This is a genomic window from Pseudomonas aestiva (assembly GCF_039908605.1).
GTDB classification, from domain to species: Bacteria; Pseudomonadota; Gammaproteobacteria; order Pseudomonadales; family Pseudomonadaceae; genus Chryseomonas; species Chryseomonas aestiva.
In genome coordinates this window covers 725447-741864 of the sequence record NZ_CP150916.1, presented here as the reverse complement: position 1 = coordinate 741864, position 16418 = coordinate 725447, and the positions used below count along the sequence as shown (strand labels likewise).

Genomic DNA, 16418 nt, shown 5'->3' with positions numbered 1-16418 from the left:
GGGCCGCGATCAGGCGCCGAAGGCGCCGTCGATGGTGTGCATGGCACCGGTGACGAAGCCGGCCTCGGGGCCGGACAGCCAGGCGACCATGCCGGCCACCTCGTCGGCGCTGCCGTGGCGCTTGATCGCCAGGAAGCTGTGCATCAGCTCCTTCATGGGGCCATCGGCCGGATTCATCTCGGTATCGATGGGTCCGGGTTGCACCACGTTGACGGTGATGCCGCGTGGACCGAAGTCCCGCGCCAGACCACGGGCGAGTCCCTGCAGGGCGGACTTGCTCATGGCATAGGCGGCCAGGCCGGGCAACGGCATGCGATCGCCATTCACCGAGCCGATGACGATGATCCGCCCGCCTGCCGGCATCTGCCGCGCCGCCTCGACCGCTGCGTGATACGGCGCCTGGACGTTGATGCGCAGCAGGCGATCGACAGCGTCCGGCTCCTGTTCCAGGGCATCGCCGAACAGCGCCACGCCGGAATTCACCACCAGCACGTCCAGCGGACCACAGGCGCGCACCCGGGCGATCACCGCGTCGCGGTCGGCGCTGTCGGTCAGCTCGGCGGAGCTCCCGGTCTCCGCGGCGAGGGCCAGGGCGGCGTCAGCGGAACTGGCATAGGTAAAGGTCACCCGGGCACCTTCGGCGGCGAAGCGCCGCACGATGGCGGCGCCTATGCCGCGACTGCCGCCCAGCACCAGGATCTTCTTGCCTGCGAAATTGCTCATGGATCTGCCTCCTGATTAATGTAGTGAGTGCTACAATAAGCCTCTCCCGGCCGCTGTCAAAGTATTTTTGTAATGAGCACTACAAATAAATCCGCACCCCGTGGGCGGCCCCGCCGTTTCGATCCGGACGAGGCCATCGTCCAGGCCCAGCGCCTGTTCCATGAAAGGGGCTACGACGGGGTGAGCGTCGCCGACCTGACCCAGGCGCTCGGGATCAGGCCGCCGAGCTTCTATGCGGCCTTCGGCAGCAAGCTCGAGCTCTACCAGCGGGTGCTCGATCGCTACATTGCGACGGGCGCCGTGCTGCTGCAGCACATCCTGGAGGCCGAGCTATCCCTGGCGGAGGTCCTGACCCAGGTGCTGGAAGAGGTGGCGCGCAGCTATACTGTCGATCCCAGTGCGGCCGGCTGCCTGGTGCTGGAGGGCACCCATTCCGACGATCCCCAGGCCCGCGCGGCGGCCGACCGTTACCACCAGGCGGCCCAGGCGCTCATCCGCACCCGGGTCGCCGCCTGCAAGCCGGAACGGGCGCAGGAGCTGACCGACTTCGTCATCACCACCATGGCCGGGCTCTCCGCCAGTGCCCGCCATGGGCAGAGTCCGGAGCGGCTGCTGGCCAGCGCGCGCCTGGCGGGCCTGGCGCTGACCCAGGCGCTTGCCGAGGACCGCTGAACCCCAGCCTGGCACCCGGGTGGCGCAGCAGGGGTGCTCGCCGAATCGGCAGCCGCCAGGAACACACCCGGCGAATCGGAATGGCGCCACGGGTCCGCTGCGACCTTTCGCCTGACCGGCTTATGCCCTGCCCAGGCTGACCGCGAGGCGCCGCTGGAGTAAGGTGGCGGCCTTCATCGCATCTTCGAGAGAGTCTGTCCCATGTCGCTGGAAATCGTCGACCATCCCGCCCTGGAAGTGACCGGTCTGCTGTTCGAGCCTGGCCAGGGCGAAGACATCGCCGCCCTCTGGCGGCGCTTCGCCGACCGCGCCGGGGAAATCACCGGCCGCGAAGGCGACGCCGAATGGTATGGCCTGAGCTGGCGTCAGGCCGGCGCCATGCACTACCTGGCCGCGGTGGCCACCGCGCCGGGCGCGCCGCTGCCCGCCGGCATGGTGCGCCAGGAACTGCCGGAAGGCCGCTATGCCCGCTACGTGCACCTGGGCACCGCGCCCAGCGTGGCCAAGAGCCTCGGCCGACTGTTCGCCGAGCTGCTGCCGGCACGCGGCCTGCAACCCCGCCCGGGCGCCTGCTTCGAGCACTACACCGAGGCCTTCACCGGGGTGGATGCCCAGGATTCGCAGATCTACATCTACGTGCCGGTGTTCTAGCAAGGCGTCCTTCGGGCGGAGCGCCGCACGCCGGACAGGACGTTCGTCAGCTGCGGCTTGCCTCCCGGCATAACCCTTTCCAAGCTGGGGGTATCGTCCGCAACTCCAGGTGCCCGATGTCCCTGCCCGAGCTCCAGTCATTTATCGCCCGGCACGAGCGGATCTTCCTGCTCACCGGTGCCGGTTGCAGCACCGATTCCGGCATTCCCGACTACCGCGACCGCGACGGCGCCTGGAAGCGCCCGCAACCGGTCACCCTGCAGGCCTTCGTCGGCGACGAACTCTTGCGCCGCCGCTACTGGGCACGCAGCCTGATCGGCTGGCCGCGCTTCTGCCAGGCGCGGCCCAACGCCACCCATCAGGCCCTGGCGGCCCTGGAGCGGCGTGGCCAGGTGGAGATGCTGCTGACCCAGAACGTCGATCGGCTGCACCAGGCCGCCGGCAGCGAGGCGGTGATCGACCTGCACGGCCGCCTCGACCAGATCCGTTGCCTGGGTTGCGAGCTGCGCCTGCCGCGCCAGGAATTCCAGCAGTGGCTGGGCGAACTCAATGGCGACTGGCTAGCGCTGGACGCGGCTACTGCGCCGGATGGCGATGCCGATCTGGAAGGCGTGGACTTCATGAATTTCCGGGTGCCCGACTGCCCGCGCTGCGGCGCCCTGCTCAAGCCGGACGTGGTGTTCTTTGGCGAACACGTGCCCGGCGCGCGGGTGGAGCGCGCCTTCGCCCACCTGGGCCGCGCCGATGCGCTGCTGGTGGTGGGCTCGTCGCTGATGGTCTATTCGGGCTTTCGCTTCGCCCAGGCCGCGGCCCGCGCCGGCTTGCCCATCGCCGCCCTGGGCTATGGGCGGACCCGCGCGGACGACCTGCTGGCGCTCAAGGTGGAAGCCTCCTGCGCCCAGGCACTGGCCTTTCTGCTGGAGTATCCCGGGGCGGCGCCGGCGCTTACGCCGGTACTTGCCGAGGCCGTGGCGCCCTTCCCAGGTGCATCAGCGGACGCTCGATCCAGCGGTAGCTGAGCATCGACAGCAGGCAGGCGAGCACCAGCACCGGCGGCAGCAGGGCCATGAAACCGACGGTACCCAGGGTCTCGACCGAACCCAGGTTGAGCAGGGTGAAGAGTCCGTAGAGCAGCAGGCCGTGGGTGAGATAGAGGCTGTAGCTGATCTCGCCCAGCACCTTGAGGCCGCGACTGCGCAGCAGGCCGAAGAGGTCGTTGCCGGCGGCCATGGCGGCGAAGGGCAACGCCAGCGCCAGCATCTGCCTGAGGTTGTAGTCGGGCTGGGTCATGGCGTAAGCCACCAGCGCCAGCGACAGTGCCGCCACCAGGGGCGTGCGCAGGCGTGCCAGCAGCGCCGGCCGATGGACCTTGACGAACACCGGCAGGAACCCCAGCAGGAACAGCAGCCCGAAGCGCGCGCCCAGCACGTGGTAGTGATAACCGGCAGCGACCAGGCCACCCACCAGCAGCGCCGAGACCAGCAGGGGCAGGCCGAAGCCACGGCGATTGAACAGCGCGGCGATGAGCGGCAGGGCCAGATAGAACAGCGCCTCGTAGCGCAGCGTCCAGTGGGCGCCGGCGGTCATCCAGCCGCTCTCTTCCAGGCCGTTGAGACTGAAGCCGGAAAACAGCTCCCAGCTGAGCAGTTCGAGCATGAAGTGCTGGCCGTCGGCGATGACGAAGTGGGTGCGGATCAGGGTGAAGAGCACCACCACGGCCACCACGCAGAGATACAGCGGCATCACCCGCAGCACCCGTGAACGGAGCAGTTCGCTCCAGTCCGGCGGGCGCCGATAGACCTTTCCGAAGAACAGGTAGCCGGTGATCATGAAGAACAGCGAGACCGGCACCACGCCCATGTTGTAGAGCAGGTCGCTGTCGGGTTCGCGCCACTGGCCCTCCGCCTTGAGGTGATAGGTCAGCACGAAATGCAGGCAGACCACGGCGGTGGCGAGGATGCCGCGCAGGGCATCCAGCGGCGAGGAGCGCGCTAGGGTCTCCTCGGTGAGCAACGGGCTGCGGCGCAGGGCGAAAGCCAGCAGCACCAGGGTGCCCAGGTAGAGGGCGATGGGGAGAGCGACGTCAGTCATATCCGTGACCTTCTTGACAGGAACCGGCAAAGACCCGCCCCCAGACCGCCGGAGCGGTCGCCGGAGCGAGCGAGAGAAAAGCGCGACAGCCGGGCACGCTACCGCGCGGTACGCGACCGAGGGCAGAGGGACCGGAAAGAGAGGAGAACCGCGGCGAGCGAAAGGGTCCGCTGCCTCAGCTAAGCGCGAGAACGCCCATCAGACAAGTCTTGTTACAGGCGTTCCCTTGAGTTCGACGTTTCGCTGGTCGTCACCCGCTGCTCTGGCATGCAACTTCACGGCTGCATGCCGTTCGTCGGCGCCCGCGATCAGGAGCGGGCGATCCGATCCCGACCCAGGCCAACGCTGCCTTTTCAGCCGCACTCGCTGCCGAAAAGGCAGCGTTGGCCACCTGGGTAGCTCTTGCGTCCAGGCTTATTTCAGGGCACCAGTGCCCGCGCCACCACCGGGTAGTGATCCCACACCTGGCCATCCGCCATGGAGCGCAGCAGCTTGACGTATTCGGCATGGGACCAGGCCAGCGGCGTCGCCGAATCGGTGCCCTGCCCCTGGGTGTAGCCGTGGCGCCGGTTGTCCCCTACGCCGTCCCAGACCTGCTCGGGCAGCATCAGGCCGGCGTTGGCGAACAGTTCCAGGCCGCGAACGTAGGTGTCACGCAGCTTGCCCAGCGCTGCCGCATCCGGCTTGCCCTGCAGGACCAGACGGGCCAGCTCGTAATGGCCGCGTTCGCCGGTGAAGATCGGCCAGACCCGGCCGCGCAGTCCGGAGTTGGGTACCGGCTGCTCGGTGGCGGGGAAATTGATGCCGGAGCTTTCGCTCTCGCCATAGCCGTCGTTGCCGTAGCGCCGCCAGCCGGGGAAGGTGCCGTTCACCCCCGGGTACTGGAAGCTGTATTTGACCCGCAGATTCTCCGGCAGGCCTTCGTCGTCCAGCACCGCCAGGCTTTTCTGTACCAGGGGATCGCTCGCCGGCCGCACGCCGTAGCGCACCAGTTCGAGGAAGCCGGCGTCGAGCACCTGGTCCTCCGGCAGGCCTGGGCGGCTGTTGTTGTCCACCAGCGTGCCCTTGTCGTTGGGATCCTCGTTCTGGGTGATGCGCAGGTAGTAGTTGCCGGCGCCCAGGCTGCCCTGGGTGGTGGCCATGGTCTTTTCCACCTGGCCGGAATAGCGCCGGGCGGTGTCGCGGTAACGGCTGGCATTGGCCTCGTCGCCGGCATGGCGCGCCAGTTCGCTGGCGGTGGCGAGACCGGCGATCACCGCCGCGGTGGTGGACGGCGAATAGCCCCACTGCTCTTCCCAGCGCTCCTGCTGGGTCTGCGGCGGCTTGACCTGCCAGGTGTTCCAGCCCAGGTTGACCTGGCTGTCGCGGGCGAGGAAGTCCGCCGCGGGCCTGAGCATGTCGCGGTACCAGCGATCGATCTCGGCGTCGCCCAGCAGGCCGCCCTGCCAGAGGCGATAGCCGAGCATGATCGGCATGGCGGTCTGGTCCAGTTGCACGCCGACCCACTCGATGGTGCCGTCGACGTGGGTCTTTTGCAGGAACCAGCCGGTGGCGCCCGGCGCCCGCACCTCGTCGCCCTGCTTCTGCTGGTGGATGAAGGCGGAGCTATCGGCCGGCTTGTGCGCGGTATTGGCATCCACCTGCACCTGCTTGAGGTAGCTGAAGGCGACCTTGGGCGTCTGCCGGTCACCCAGCGCCAGCAGCGCCATGGCGCACTGGTAGAAGTCCCGTGGCCAGACCGCCTTGTAGCCGGTGGTGCCCTTGCCCGCCGGCACCGTTTCGCCCCAGGGATTGGACAGCGAGGCGATCAGGGCGCCGGCGTGGGTCTTGTCTTCTTGGGCCTTGAGCACCAGGGCGCTGGCGTTGACCAGCTTGCCGCCGTCGCCGGCCTGGGCCTGCAGACGCGGCAGCTGGTCGAGGCTGGCCAGGTAGTCCTGCCAGCCGATGGCGTCGCCCTCGCCGTTGTAGTGGGCCAGCACCTTTTGATAACCGCGGGCCAGGGTGGCATCCGCCGCCGCCTCGGCCTGGCGCGGATTGGCGCCGAAGCCCACCACCACGTCCAGGGTGGTCTCGGCACTCTTGAGCGGCAGCTTGGCGAGCATGGCGACGTTGCCGGCCTGGTCGCCGGTGCTGCTGTAGGTCTGGGTCAGCTTGCCGTTGCGGCGCAGGTCGTCGAGGCCGTCGGAGCTGCCGACGAAGCCCACGGTGGGCGTCTGCAGCGGCTGGCTGGCCTTGACCACCAGGGCGTGCTCGCCTTCGCTGGCGTAGAGCACCCCACCCTTCACCGCGGCGCGGTCGTGGCTACCGCTGTTGGCCAGCGCCGGATCGACATAGAGATAGGGCTGGATGCGCGGGTCCTGGCTGCGAAAGATGACGCGCATGACCAGGGTGTCCTGGTCCGGGTCGGTGAAGATGTGCTTTTCGATCTCGTAGCGGCCCTGGCGGTCGCGGTTGACGATCTTGTAGGCCAGCGAGGTGGGCCGGCCGGCGGCATCGGTGGCCAGGTATTCGATGCGGCTGTCGGTGTCGTCGCGCTCCAGGTGGGTGAAGTCGGGTCCGCGGATCACCAGCTGCATCTCGCGCAGTTGCGCCTCGTGGATGAGTCCCTGCATGGTCTCGGTGACCACCCCCTGGGCCAGGGAGAACCACACCCGCGAGACGCGGCCGGTGCTGGCCTGGTCGCTGTAGGCACCGTCGCGATAGGCCTCGTAGCTGGTACCGATGCCGGTCTTGCCGGAATAGGACCAGAAGGGTGCGGCGCCGGGGGCACCGGGGGCTTCCAGGGCGGACGCCAGGGGCGTCAGGAGAAAACTGGCGGAACAGAGCAGCGGACGGACGAAGCGGACGGGCATGGGCAGGCGGGCCTTGTTCTGGTTGTGCCGAAAGTCGCATGGCAGAGGGCCTGTGGCCCTCCCCGTCCGTAAGCCTAGTCGGATTTTGGCGGGCTGCTGGCTAGCCTTCGTCGCGCGCCGGTGGCCGGGCCTGCGGCAGGTACCCGGCCAGGGGCGAATCCGGCGCCAGCAGCGAGGTGCGGATGAAGTGCAGGTAGCTGGCGATGCGCCGCAGCGGCGAGCGATCGAAGTCGCCCGGATTGGGCTCCAGGTGGCGCTGGGCCTGGTGCGCCAGGGTGATGGCGTGGTCCACGGCGGTCAGGGCGCGGGCCAGGTTGGCGGCATCGGGCTGGCGGAACAGTCGTACCAGCGCCCGACCCAGGGCGCGGATCGCCAGGCGCCAGGCGCGCTGTTCGCGATACCAGGGCAAGGGTGGCAGCGCGGCCTGCTCCAGGCGCAACTCGATGATGGCGTGGCCCAGCTCCAGACTGAGGAAGGTCCAGTGCAGCAGCCGCCGCTGCACCAGCGGCTGGCCCACGGTGAGCACCTGCACCTGGTTGAGCAGATCGCGCAGGCCGGAATCGAAGCGGCCACTCAGACCGGCCAGGGGTGCCCCGATGGCGTGGACCAGTCGCTCGCGCAGGGCAGCCTCCAGTCGGCGCCAGACCCAGGGCTGGCTGGGCGGCAGCAGGACGCTGACGGCCACCACCGCCACGCCGCAGGCCACCAGATAGGCCAGGTAGGTGTTGCAGAAGAGGTCGGCGTCGTAGCGCGGCAGATTGCCCGGTAGCGCCGCCGAGCAGAACCAGACCATCAGCCCGGTGCCATAGCCGGCCAGCCGCGGTCGGGTGATCAGCCAGGCGCCGGCGGCGAACACCGGCGCCAGCACCAGCAGCAACAGGGCGAAACCGTCGATCCAGGGCAGCACCTGGAATTGCAGCAGGCCACCGGCCAGGGCCCCGACCAGGGTCCCGCCGGCCAGTTGCAGGCAATAGCGGCGCGGATCGGCCGAGGTGGAGGCCAGCGCCGAGATCAGCGCGGCCGCCAGGGTGCAGGCCGCGCCGCTCGGCCAGGCGGTCTCGATCCAGAACAGTCCCACGCCCAGCACCACCAGGGCGCTGCGCAGCCCGGCCATCCAGGCCACCGCGCGACTGGCCAGCGGCGTGAAGGTCTCGCGCGTCTTGGGCGCGGTGCTGGCCGGCAGGTCCAGCTCCAGCTGGGTATTCAGCAGCAGGTGCAGGTCCTCGGCGAAGCGATAGAGCAGTTCGGCGGCGGTGTCGTAGTCGAGGCGATCGACTGCGGCGCCAGGCGCTGTCTGGCCCAGTTGCTGGCGACCGTCGCGGATCGCCGCCATCAGCACCGCGCGCTCCCCGGCCAGGCGCTCGCTGAGGCGGCGCAGGTCACGCTCTTCCGGCAGGCGACCCAGGCCCGGCGCCAGGGCGGCGGCGATCAGCCCCAGGGCGGGCGCCAGCGCCTGGCGCACCGCCGGTGGCCGTCCGGCCAGACGGTCGAGCAGTTGATGAAGGGCATGGAAGCGGGTGTTGAGCAGCATGAGACGATTGCCCAGGGCGGCCAGGCGTCCGCTGCGTCGGCGCAGATAGGGCTCTTCGAAGACGCTGGCACTGCGCAGGCTTTCGAAGCCCACGGAATCGGCAGCGAAACGCGCACTGAGCCCGGCGAAGCGTTCGCCGTCGAGCTGGCCCAGCAGACCGTCATGGGCCATCGCCAGGAAATCGCGCAGGCGCTGGGCCAGGGTGCGGCGCAGGACGCCGCGGGTGGTCTGCGGCAGGATCGCCACGCTCACGACGCCGGCGCAGCAGATGCCCAGGGCGATCTCCAGCAGACGCCAGATCGCCTGGAGAAAGGCGCCCTGGGGCTGGGCCACCGCCGGCAGCCCGACCAGGCAGGCGGTATAGCCGGCCAGCAGGAAGGCATAGCTGCGAAAGTCGCGATAGCGCGCCGCGCCACGGGTGCAATAGCCGATCCACAGCACCAAGGCGCCGAGCAGCAGCACTCGCTCCTGGGCGAACAGGGCGATGGCGGCCACGGTAAAGGTCAGGCCGGCCAGGCTGCCGAGAATGCGATAGAAACTCTTGGCCAGCACCTGGCCACTCTGCGGCTGCAGGACGATGAAGACAGTGACCAGCACCGTGCTCGGTTGCGGCAGTTCCAGGCGATAGGCCAGCCACAGCGCCAGGGCCGCGGCCAGTAGCGCCTTGGCGATGAAGGCCCAGGTCTGGCCATCGGTACGCGCCCATTCGCGAGCGGCACGACGCCAGGCGTTGCGGCTCGGCCAGCGGGTACGGGAGTAGGCAGCGGCGGACCGCGCGAGCGGCGGTGAGGCGAGAGGCATGCTGGGCAACGACGAGAGCGACCGGAAGGGGGGAGACGCAGCGTCTCGGGGGCCATTCTAGAAAGTCTCGCCCGCGCGGATTAAGCCGGGTATGGCAGCAAAGAGCCTTAACCAACGGGCGGGTAATGGCCCACAATGGCCCTTTCCACCGCCCTGCCCCGTCCATGGATCATCTCTTCAATCTGCGCGCCTTCGCCTGCGTGGCCCAGACCGGCAGTTTCACCGCCGCCGCGCGCCAGCTGGAACTCACCACCGCCTATGTCTCCCGGGCGGTCAGCCAGCTGGAGCAGCACCTGCAGACCCGGCTGCTGCACCGGACCACCCGCCAGTTGCGCCTGACCGAAGCCGGCGAACGCTACCTGGTGCGCTGCCAGCGCATCCTCGCCGACCTCGATGAAGCCGATGCCGAGGCCCGCCACGCCCTGGCCGTGCCGCGCGGCCGGCTGCGCATCCACACCATGACCGGCCTCGGCCAGCACTATCTGATCCAGAGCCTGGCCGGCTACGGCGAGCGCTATCCCGAGGTCGACCTGGATCTGCAACTGACCAACACCTTCACCGACATCCTCAAGGAAGGCTACGACCTGTCGCTAATCCTGGCCGACGGTCTGCCGGACTCGGCCTTCCATTCGGCGCATCTGGGCAGCACCCACAGCGTACTCTGCGCGGCGCCCGCCTACCTGGAGCGCCGGGGCCGGCCGACCACCCCGGCGGAGCTGGTCGGGCATCGCTGCCTGCGGCTGGTCAATCGCGCCATGGCGCCGGATCGCTGGTTGCTGGAAGGACCGGAGGGCATAGCCGAGGTGGCGGTGGATCGACCGCCCTTCCAGGTCAACACTGCCGATGCCCTGGCCGAAGCCGTGGCCAGCGGCCTGGGCATCGGCGCCCTGCCGCTGTACGCCGCGGTCGCCGGCCTGGCCAGTGGCCGCCTGCAGCGCGTGCTGCCGGGGCACCGGCTCTATGCCCTGGACATCCATGCGCTCTATCCGTCGCGGCGCTTTCTCGACGCCAAGATCCGCACCCTGGTGGACCACCTGCGCGAGACCCTGCCGGCGCTACTGGAGCGCGACCGGCTGCTGGTGGAAGGGAGCTGACGCCTTAAGGCCGTTGCTCGGGCAACATCCGCTCCAGGGTGCCATCGCGGCGGATCGCCACATGCCAGACCACCGCCGCCACGTGCAGGATCACCAGCCCATAGACGGCGAACTGGCCGGCCACATGGATGCGATTGGCGAGGATGCCGAGGGCTTCATGCCGGGGAAAACCCGGCAGGGAAAACAGTCCGAACACCGGCACCGGCTGCCCCTGGCCGGCCATCAGGTAGCCGGTCACCGGCATCAGCAGCAGCACCGCGTAGAGCAGCCCGTGATTGAGCCCGGCGAGCAGCCGCAGCAGACGACCGTCACGAGGATGGGCCGGCGGCGCCGGATGCCGCCAGCGCCAGGTCAGCCGGATCAGGATCAGCAGGAACACCGAGATCCCGGTGGATTCGTGCAGCAGGTACCAGAGGGTACGCACCGGCCCGGGCGGAAAGTTTTCCGCCACCCAGACGAAGGGCAACAGCAGGCACAGCAGGGCGACGGTCAGCCAGTGCAGGGCCTGGGCGAAGCCGGTGTAGCGCGCGATGGCCATGGGCAGCTCTTCGTAGCAGAGGTATGCCGATAGTGCCCCAGGCAGAGGGCAAAAATTGCCTTGCCTGAGGATAAGCCGTGACCGTCCGTCAGAGATGGATCAAGGCAGCCAGCGCCAACACCAGCGCCGGAATCATCACCACGGCGCCCAGCCTGAGGAATTGCCAGAAGCTCACCGACAGCCCTTCACGGCGCAGCGCGGCCAGCCACAGCAGGGTCGCCAGGGAGCCGGTGATGGACAGGTTCGGCCCGAGGTCGATGCCGATCAGCACGGCGCCGGCGATCTTTTCCGAGACATGGGCGGTCTGCACCGCCGCCCCGGCCAGCAGACCAGCCGGCAGGTTGTTAACCAGGTTGCTGCCAAAGGCCACCAGCAGTCCGGCGCCCCAGGCGGCGCGCTCCGGGGTCGCCTGGGCGGCGGCCTGCAGCTGATTGGCCAGCGCCTGCAGCACCCCGGTGGTCTCCAGGGCTTCCACCAGCACGAACAGCCCGGCCACCAGCGGCAGGACGCCCCAGGAAATGTGCTTGAGCAACTCCAGGCCGCCGCCACGCTTGCAGGCCACCACCACCAGGAAGGTGGCGAAGCCGGCAAGAAAGGTCGGCAGACCCAGCTCGAGATCCAGCGCCGAGGCGCCGAGCAGGACCAGGATGGTCAGGATCAGACCGCAGCCGGCGATGCGTCCGGTGGTGGGCAGCGCCTCCACCGCGCCCCCCTCGGACAACCGCTCGGCACGCAGGACCTTGGCCTGGGTCGCCCAGAGGGTGAGGAAGGTCGCGGCGATGGCCAGGATCGACGGCACCGTGAACAGCGCCAGCCAGCGGCTCAGCTCCGGCATGTGCTCGGCGAAGACCACCAGATTGGCCGGGTTGGAGATCGGCAGCACGAAGCTCGCCGCGTTGGCGATGAAGGCGCAGGAGAACAAATAGGGCAGCGGATTCTTCACCTTCGCCGCGCGGGTGGCGTAGTAGACCGCCGGGGTCAGCACCACGGCGCAGGCGTCGTTGGAAAGGAACACCGTGACCAGGATGCCGACGCCATAGACCAGCGCGAACAGCCGCAGCGCCGACCCCTTGGCCGCGCGCATCGTATGACCGGCGACCCAGTCGAACAGCCCTTCCTTACGAGCGATTTCGGCCAGCAGCATCATGCCGATAAGGAACAGATAGACGTCGGTGCCCTTGGCGACGCCGTGCCAGACGCCGTCCAGCGGCAACAGGCCGAACAGCGCCAGCAGCGCGGCACCGGCGACGGCGAACAGGGCCTCCGGCAGACCGAAGGGCCGCGAGACCACCCCGAGGGTGGCCAGAGCGGCGATGACCCACGTCAGGACGTGGGGAGTGGTGATGATGGACCCCATGAAAGCGCTGTTCCTTCTAGTCGATTCGCGAAACCGGCCTGGCCGACCTCACCATTTGCGGCCATTGCGATTGGGCCCCAGCTGGGTCCCCAGGACGCCCCTGGCCCGCCATTCACCCAGTTGGGTGTGATCCGAACCCCAGTCGGCGGGCGCGGCGACGGGGCAGAGATGACCGCTGAGTTCGACCTCGTCACGGTCTTCACCGCCCTGCGCATCCCGGACCCGGACCTGCAACCGGCGGACGCCCTCCGGCACGGGTCGGTCCCCCTGATAGCGGCCCTTGCCGAGCGGCTGCAGCGGCCACCAGGGACCGTCGTCGCACTGCCACTCGCAGGCCGTGAGGTCGCTCTCGGCCAGCACCAGCACCCGGCACTCGCGCACCTCGGCCACGCCGGCGCCGTTGAGACGGGCATCACCGGGCGCGGTGATCTGCACCCAGGGTCAGCCGTCGACCAATTCGCGAAAGCGCCAGCTCACCACCGGACCGTCCAGGGTGACCAGCGCGAATCCTACACCGCCTACCTCGATCTGGCCGGTGGATCTGCAGGCGGCATAGAGCACGCCGCCGTCGTGGGCCAGTTCGTTGTAGTGGGTATGACCGATCTCCACCAGGCGTACCGGGCCCTCGTGCAGCAACCGCGCCACCCGCTCGGCCTCGCCGGGCCCCTGCAGGTCCGCCGGATAGCTGTGCATGAAGACCACGCAGCGCTGCTCCCGCCGGGTCGCCTGGTGCAACTCCTGCTCCAACCATTGCACCTGCTCGCGGCCAAGGCGGAAATCCGGCCCGCCGGTGCCCGGTCCGCACATGTCGAGGAACAGGCAACGCACGCCGCCCACCTTCCTGGCATAAGGCAGTTGCGGCACCTGCAACTCTGCATAGAAGGGCCCGAGATCGCCGCCTTCCATGTCGTGGTCGCCGGTGATCACCGTTATCGGCAGCGGAAAGTCGTCCAGCAACCGCCTGAGCAGCCGGTACTGCTCCGCGGTGCCGTTGTCGGCGTTGTCCCCGGGCAGATAGACGAAATCCAGTTCGCTGCGCCCGCGCAGGCGCTGCAGGAGGGTCTGCAAATCCCGGGCATTGTCCGCTTCGGCGGTGGTCAGGTGCAGATCGCCGAGATGGGCGAAGGCGAGAAAATCATCCTGGCGTGTCATTTCAGCCTCCCACCACCGAGCCGCTCGACCGCGCCGCGTCTCCGGCGACGTGCTCGTCGCGGGTCTCCGGCATCAGCAGCAGATAGAGCACGAAGCCTACCGCGGCGATGGCCGCCAGGGTGGTGAAGGCCGCCGCGTAGCCGAAGCGGACGATGATGATCCCGGCGATGGTGGCACTGATCGCCGCGCCCAGTCCCTGGGCGGTGGCGATGGCGCCCTGGCTGACGTTGAAGCGCCCGCTGCCGCGGGTCAGGTCGGCGACGATCACCGGCATCAGGGCGCCATAGATCCCGGCGCCAATGCCGTCGAGCAGCTGCACCGCCACCAGGTAGTAGGGGCTGTCGGAAAAGGTGTAGAGCACGCCGCGGATCGCCAGCACGGCGAAGGCGAAGAGAAAGATCGGCTTGCGCCCGAAGACGTCGGCCTTGCGCCCCACCAGGATGGCCACCGGCACCATCACGCACTGGGCGGCGACGATGCAGACGGCCACCAGCGAGGTGGCGCTGTCCTTGCCGACGATATGGGTCAGCTGCTGGCCGACCGAGGTCAGCATGGCGGCATTGGCCAGGTGGAAGATGGCGGCCAGCAGCGCCAGCAGTTGCAACTTGCGATTGGCCAGCAGCGCCTGCCAGGCCGACACCGGCTTGGCGTCGCGGGCACCGACTTCGTCACCCAGCCCCTGGGCCAGATCATCGTCGATCTCGTCCTGGGGCACCCGGACGATGGCGACGATGGAGGCCGCCGCCAGCAGCGCCATCAGCCAGAACACCACGGTAGGGCCGAAGAAATAGGCCAGGCCACCGGCCAGCGCCGCCGAGACGGCGTTGCCGGCGTGGTTGAAGCCTTCGTTGCGGCCGATGTGCCGGGTGAAGGCCTTGGGCCCGACGATACCCAGGGTGATGGCCGCCAGCGCCGGGGCGAAGATGGCCGCCGCGGCATGGGCCAGCGACTGGGTGGCCGCCACCACATAGAAGTTGGAGACGAAGGGCAGCAGCACGCTGCAGACGGTCACCACCAGCGCGGCGACACCAACCATGAGGCGCTTGTGGCGGGTACGGTCGATCAGGGCGCCGGCCGGAGTCTGGGCGATCAGCCCGGCGATGCCGGCCAGGGTCATGATGAAACCGGCGGTGGCCTCGTTCCAGCCCTCCCCCGGACCGCGCACGGCGATCAGGTAGATGGCGAGATAGGGCCCCAGGCCGTCGCGGACGTCGGCCAGGGTGAAGTTCAGGGCATCCAGGGCATGGCGCGCGCGGCGAGAGGGTTCGGCGCTGGCCCCGGCGGTCGGGGAACGGGTTTCGGACATGAGCGGGCATCCGTAGCGAGATATAGGTCGCGGGACGCAGGTCCCACGGCACCTCTCGCCCCGGCCCGCCAGCGACCCACGGCATGACCCGCTGGGCCCCAGCCAACCACCGCTGCCAGGGGAGATTGCAAAATGTGACCGGAGCGAAGCGGCGCTAGTGCCGTGCCCTCAGGAAAGAAATGCCTCTGGCGCGGGACTTTCCGTACGTTTCCTACCCTGGCGGCCCGACGCCTCCTGGGTAACGCCGCCGGTCAGGCCACCCGTCGGCTCGGCACGGCGTCGACCTCGGGCTGGGCCAGGGCCACGGCGCTGCCCTCTTCGCTGCGCGGCCGCAGCATCGACAAGAGGTTGGCCTCGATGGTGGCGCACAGCTTGTCCATGGTGATCTGGTGCTGGCTGTCGGCGAAGGGTGCCTGCAGGTCGCTGCCGATGCGCTCCAGCGCCAGCAGCATGAAGCCGACCACCGTCGACACCAGCGGGGTGAACCAGCCGAGGGTCGAGACCAGGCCCAGCGGCATGGCGATGCAGAACAGAAAGCTGAACAGCTGCGGAAAGCAGACATAGGGATAGGGCAAGGGGGTATTGGCGATGCGCTCCATGCCGCCCTGCCAGTTGGACATGTCCACCAGGGTCTCTTCCAGCCGCGCCAGGCGGATGCTGTCCAGCCGGCCCTGGCGGTATTCGCTGGCGATCAGTTCGGCGGTGCCGGCGAGGATGTCGTTGGCGAAGTTGAGGCTGCCGTCGGCCAACACTAATTCGTGGCGGGCCAGATAGGGCGCCGCGGCCTGGGCCGGGTCCTGGCGCTTGAGCTGGGCGCGCAGGGCATGCAGATAGCCCATGTGCCGACGCAGCAGCACCGCCTTGACCCGGTTCTGCGCCTTGCCCTGGTCGTCGATCAGGGTCAGCACCTGGCGGCCGAAGCTGCGCGAGCTGTTGACCATGGCGCCCCACAGGGTCCGCGCCTCCCACCAGCGAGCATAGGCGCTGCTGTTGCGAAAGCTGATCAGCACCACCAGCGCCGAGCACAGCAGGGTCAGGGGCGTGAGCGGCAGATCGAAGCGCTCGTCGACGAACAGCATGGCGTCCACCGTCACCGCCACGTCCCACAGCAGCAGACCGAACAGCGACCAGCCGACATAGCTGAAGGTGGTGCGCAGGAACTGGATCTTCTTCTGGATGGAACGGAGCTGGATAGGACTGGACATCTGCGACTCCCGGCGGCGCGGCTTCTCGATTCGCGGTTGCCCTCGCCGTCCTGTCGTCACGCCGCGAGCCGCTGAGCCCGTCGCCGTGTCCCCCTCCCTGAGAATGCAACCTGTTCGCGAGACTAGTCGGCGGGCCTTAAGTCAAACTTAATCCGGAGCGACGGGCGGATCATGGCAAAGTGCTGTGTTAGAGCCTTCGGCACAGGCCTCGACGCCTCTACCAGAAGCCTTCCCGTCCGCCTGACCACTGATCGGTCGTGCGCCCGCTCCGCTCGTCCGGGTTGGCGAAATGTGAGCGATCCTGCAGCCGCTCCTGTAGCCGTGGCCCTGATGACTCGCATAGCCAGCAGTGCTTTTGGGACGGCCACCGCCCTTGTTGGCGAAGGTGCCGTGCCATAATCCGGGCACCTTCGCCGTCCTAGATGCCTGCATGCCCAGAATTGTG

At 68.7% G+C, this 16418-nt stretch carries 14 protein-coding genes; 4 read left to right on the top strand and 10 right to left on the bottom strand.

Annotation, left to right across the window (positions count from 1 at the left end; genetic code table 11):
• Positions 1–9: 9 nt before the first annotated feature.
• A complete protein-coding gene (gene bdcA, locus AABM56_RS03465) occupies positions 10–723 on the bottom strand; it encodes an SDR family oxidoreductase (RefSeq protein WP_133862202.1) in 714 nt (237 codons plus the stop codon).
• A 72-nt stretch (positions 724–795) separates the two neighbouring features.
• On the opposite strand from bdcA, the gene AABM56_RS03460 reads away from it, so the two are divergent.
• The 3 genes from AABM56_RS03460 to AABM56_RS03450 all read left to right on the top strand — a co-directional run bounded on the left by AABM56_RS03460 (position 796) and on the right by AABM56_RS03450 (position 3065).
• Entirely contained in the window at positions 796–1395 is a 600-nt protein-coding gene (locus AABM56_RS03460) for a TetR/AcrR family transcriptional regulator (protein ID WP_133862203.1), read from the top strand.
• 201 nt (positions 1396–1596) lie between these two features.
• Positions 1597–2046: a GyrI-like domain-containing protein gene (locus AABM56_RS03455; RefSeq protein WP_133862204.1), complete on the top strand. Its 450-nt coding sequence runs from the start codon at positions 1597–1599 to the stop codon at positions 2044–2046.
• A gap of 116 nt (positions 2047–2162) precedes the next feature.
• On the top strand, positions 2163–3065 hold the full coding sequence (locus AABM56_RS03450; protein WP_133862205.1) for an NAD-dependent protein deacetylase: 903 nt from the start codon (positions 2163–2165) through the stop codon (positions 3063–3065).
• Here the strand turns inward: AABM56_RS03450 and AABM56_RS03445 are convergent.
• The 3 genes from AABM56_RS03445 to AABM56_RS03435 all read right to left on the bottom strand — a co-directional run bounded on the left by AABM56_RS03445 (position 2992) and on the right by AABM56_RS03435 (position 9321).
• A complete protein-coding gene (locus AABM56_RS03445; protein ID WP_347883834.1) occupies positions 2992–4137 on the bottom strand; it encodes an acyltransferase in 1146 nt (381 codons plus the stop codon). The genes AABM56_RS03450 and AABM56_RS03445 overlap by 74 nt on opposite strands.
• Positions 4138–4556: 419 nt before the next feature.
• Positions 4557–6989: a glucan 1,4-alpha-glucosidase gene (locus AABM56_RS03440; protein ID WP_347883833.1), complete on the bottom strand. Its 2433-nt coding sequence runs from the start codon at positions 6987–6989 to the stop codon at positions 4557–4559.
• A 100-nt stretch (positions 6990–7089) separates the two neighbouring features.
• Positions 7090–9321 carry an FUSC family protein gene (locus tag AABM56_RS03435; protein WP_133862208.1) on the bottom strand — a complete coding sequence of 744 codons (2232 nt, stop codon included), beginning with the start codon at positions 9319–9321 and terminating at the stop codon, positions 7090–7092.
• A 164-nt stretch (positions 9322–9485) separates the two neighbouring features.
• Between AABM56_RS03435 and AABM56_RS03430 the strand changes: the two genes are divergently transcribed.
• The gene (locus AABM56_RS03430) at positions 9486–10415 is read left to right on the top strand and encodes a LysR family transcriptional regulator (RefSeq protein WP_133862209.1); all 930 of its coding nucleotides are present in this window, start codon (positions 9486–9488) and stop codon (positions 10413–10415) included.
• A gap of 4 nt (positions 10416–10419) precedes the next feature.
• Here AABM56_RS03430 and AABM56_RS03425 read toward each other — a convergent pair whose 3' ends face one another.
• The 6 genes from AABM56_RS03425 to AABM56_RS03400 all read right to left on the bottom strand — a co-directional run bounded on the left by AABM56_RS03425 (position 10420) and on the right by AABM56_RS03400 (position 15973).
• Positions 10420–10953 carry a cytochrome b gene (locus AABM56_RS03425; protein WP_133862210.1) on the bottom strand — a complete coding sequence of 178 codons (534 nt, stop codon included), beginning with the start codon at positions 10951–10953 and terminating at the stop codon, positions 10420–10422.
• Between the two features lie 88 nt (positions 10954–11041).
• Positions 11042–12310, bottom strand: a complete 1269-nt coding sequence (locus AABM56_RS03420; protein WP_133862211.1) for an arsenic transporter — start codon at positions 12308–12310, stop codon at positions 11042–11044.
• 48 nt (positions 12311–12358) lie between these two features.
• Positions 12359–12745, bottom strand: coding sequence for a hypothetical protein (locus AABM56_RS03415; protein ID WP_218568714.1), 387 nt, complete (start codon positions 12743–12745; stop codon positions 12359–12361).
• A gap of 6 nt (positions 12746–12751) precedes the next feature.
• Positions 12752–13462: a metallophosphoesterase gene (locus AABM56_RS03410; RefSeq protein ID WP_347883832.1), complete on the bottom strand. Its 711-nt coding sequence runs from the start codon at positions 13460–13462 to the stop codon at positions 12752–12754.
• 1 nt (position 13463) lies between these two features.
• A complete protein-coding gene (locus tag AABM56_RS03405; protein ID WP_133862212.1) occupies positions 13464–14768 on the bottom strand; it encodes an MFS transporter in 1305 nt (434 codons plus the stop codon).
• Between the two features lie 251 nt (positions 14769–15019).
• Positions 15020–15973, bottom strand: coding sequence for a bestrophin family protein (locus AABM56_RS03400; protein ID WP_133862213.1), 954 nt, complete (start codon positions 15971–15973; stop codon positions 15020–15022).
• Between the last annotated feature and the right edge of the window lie 445 nt (positions 15974–16418).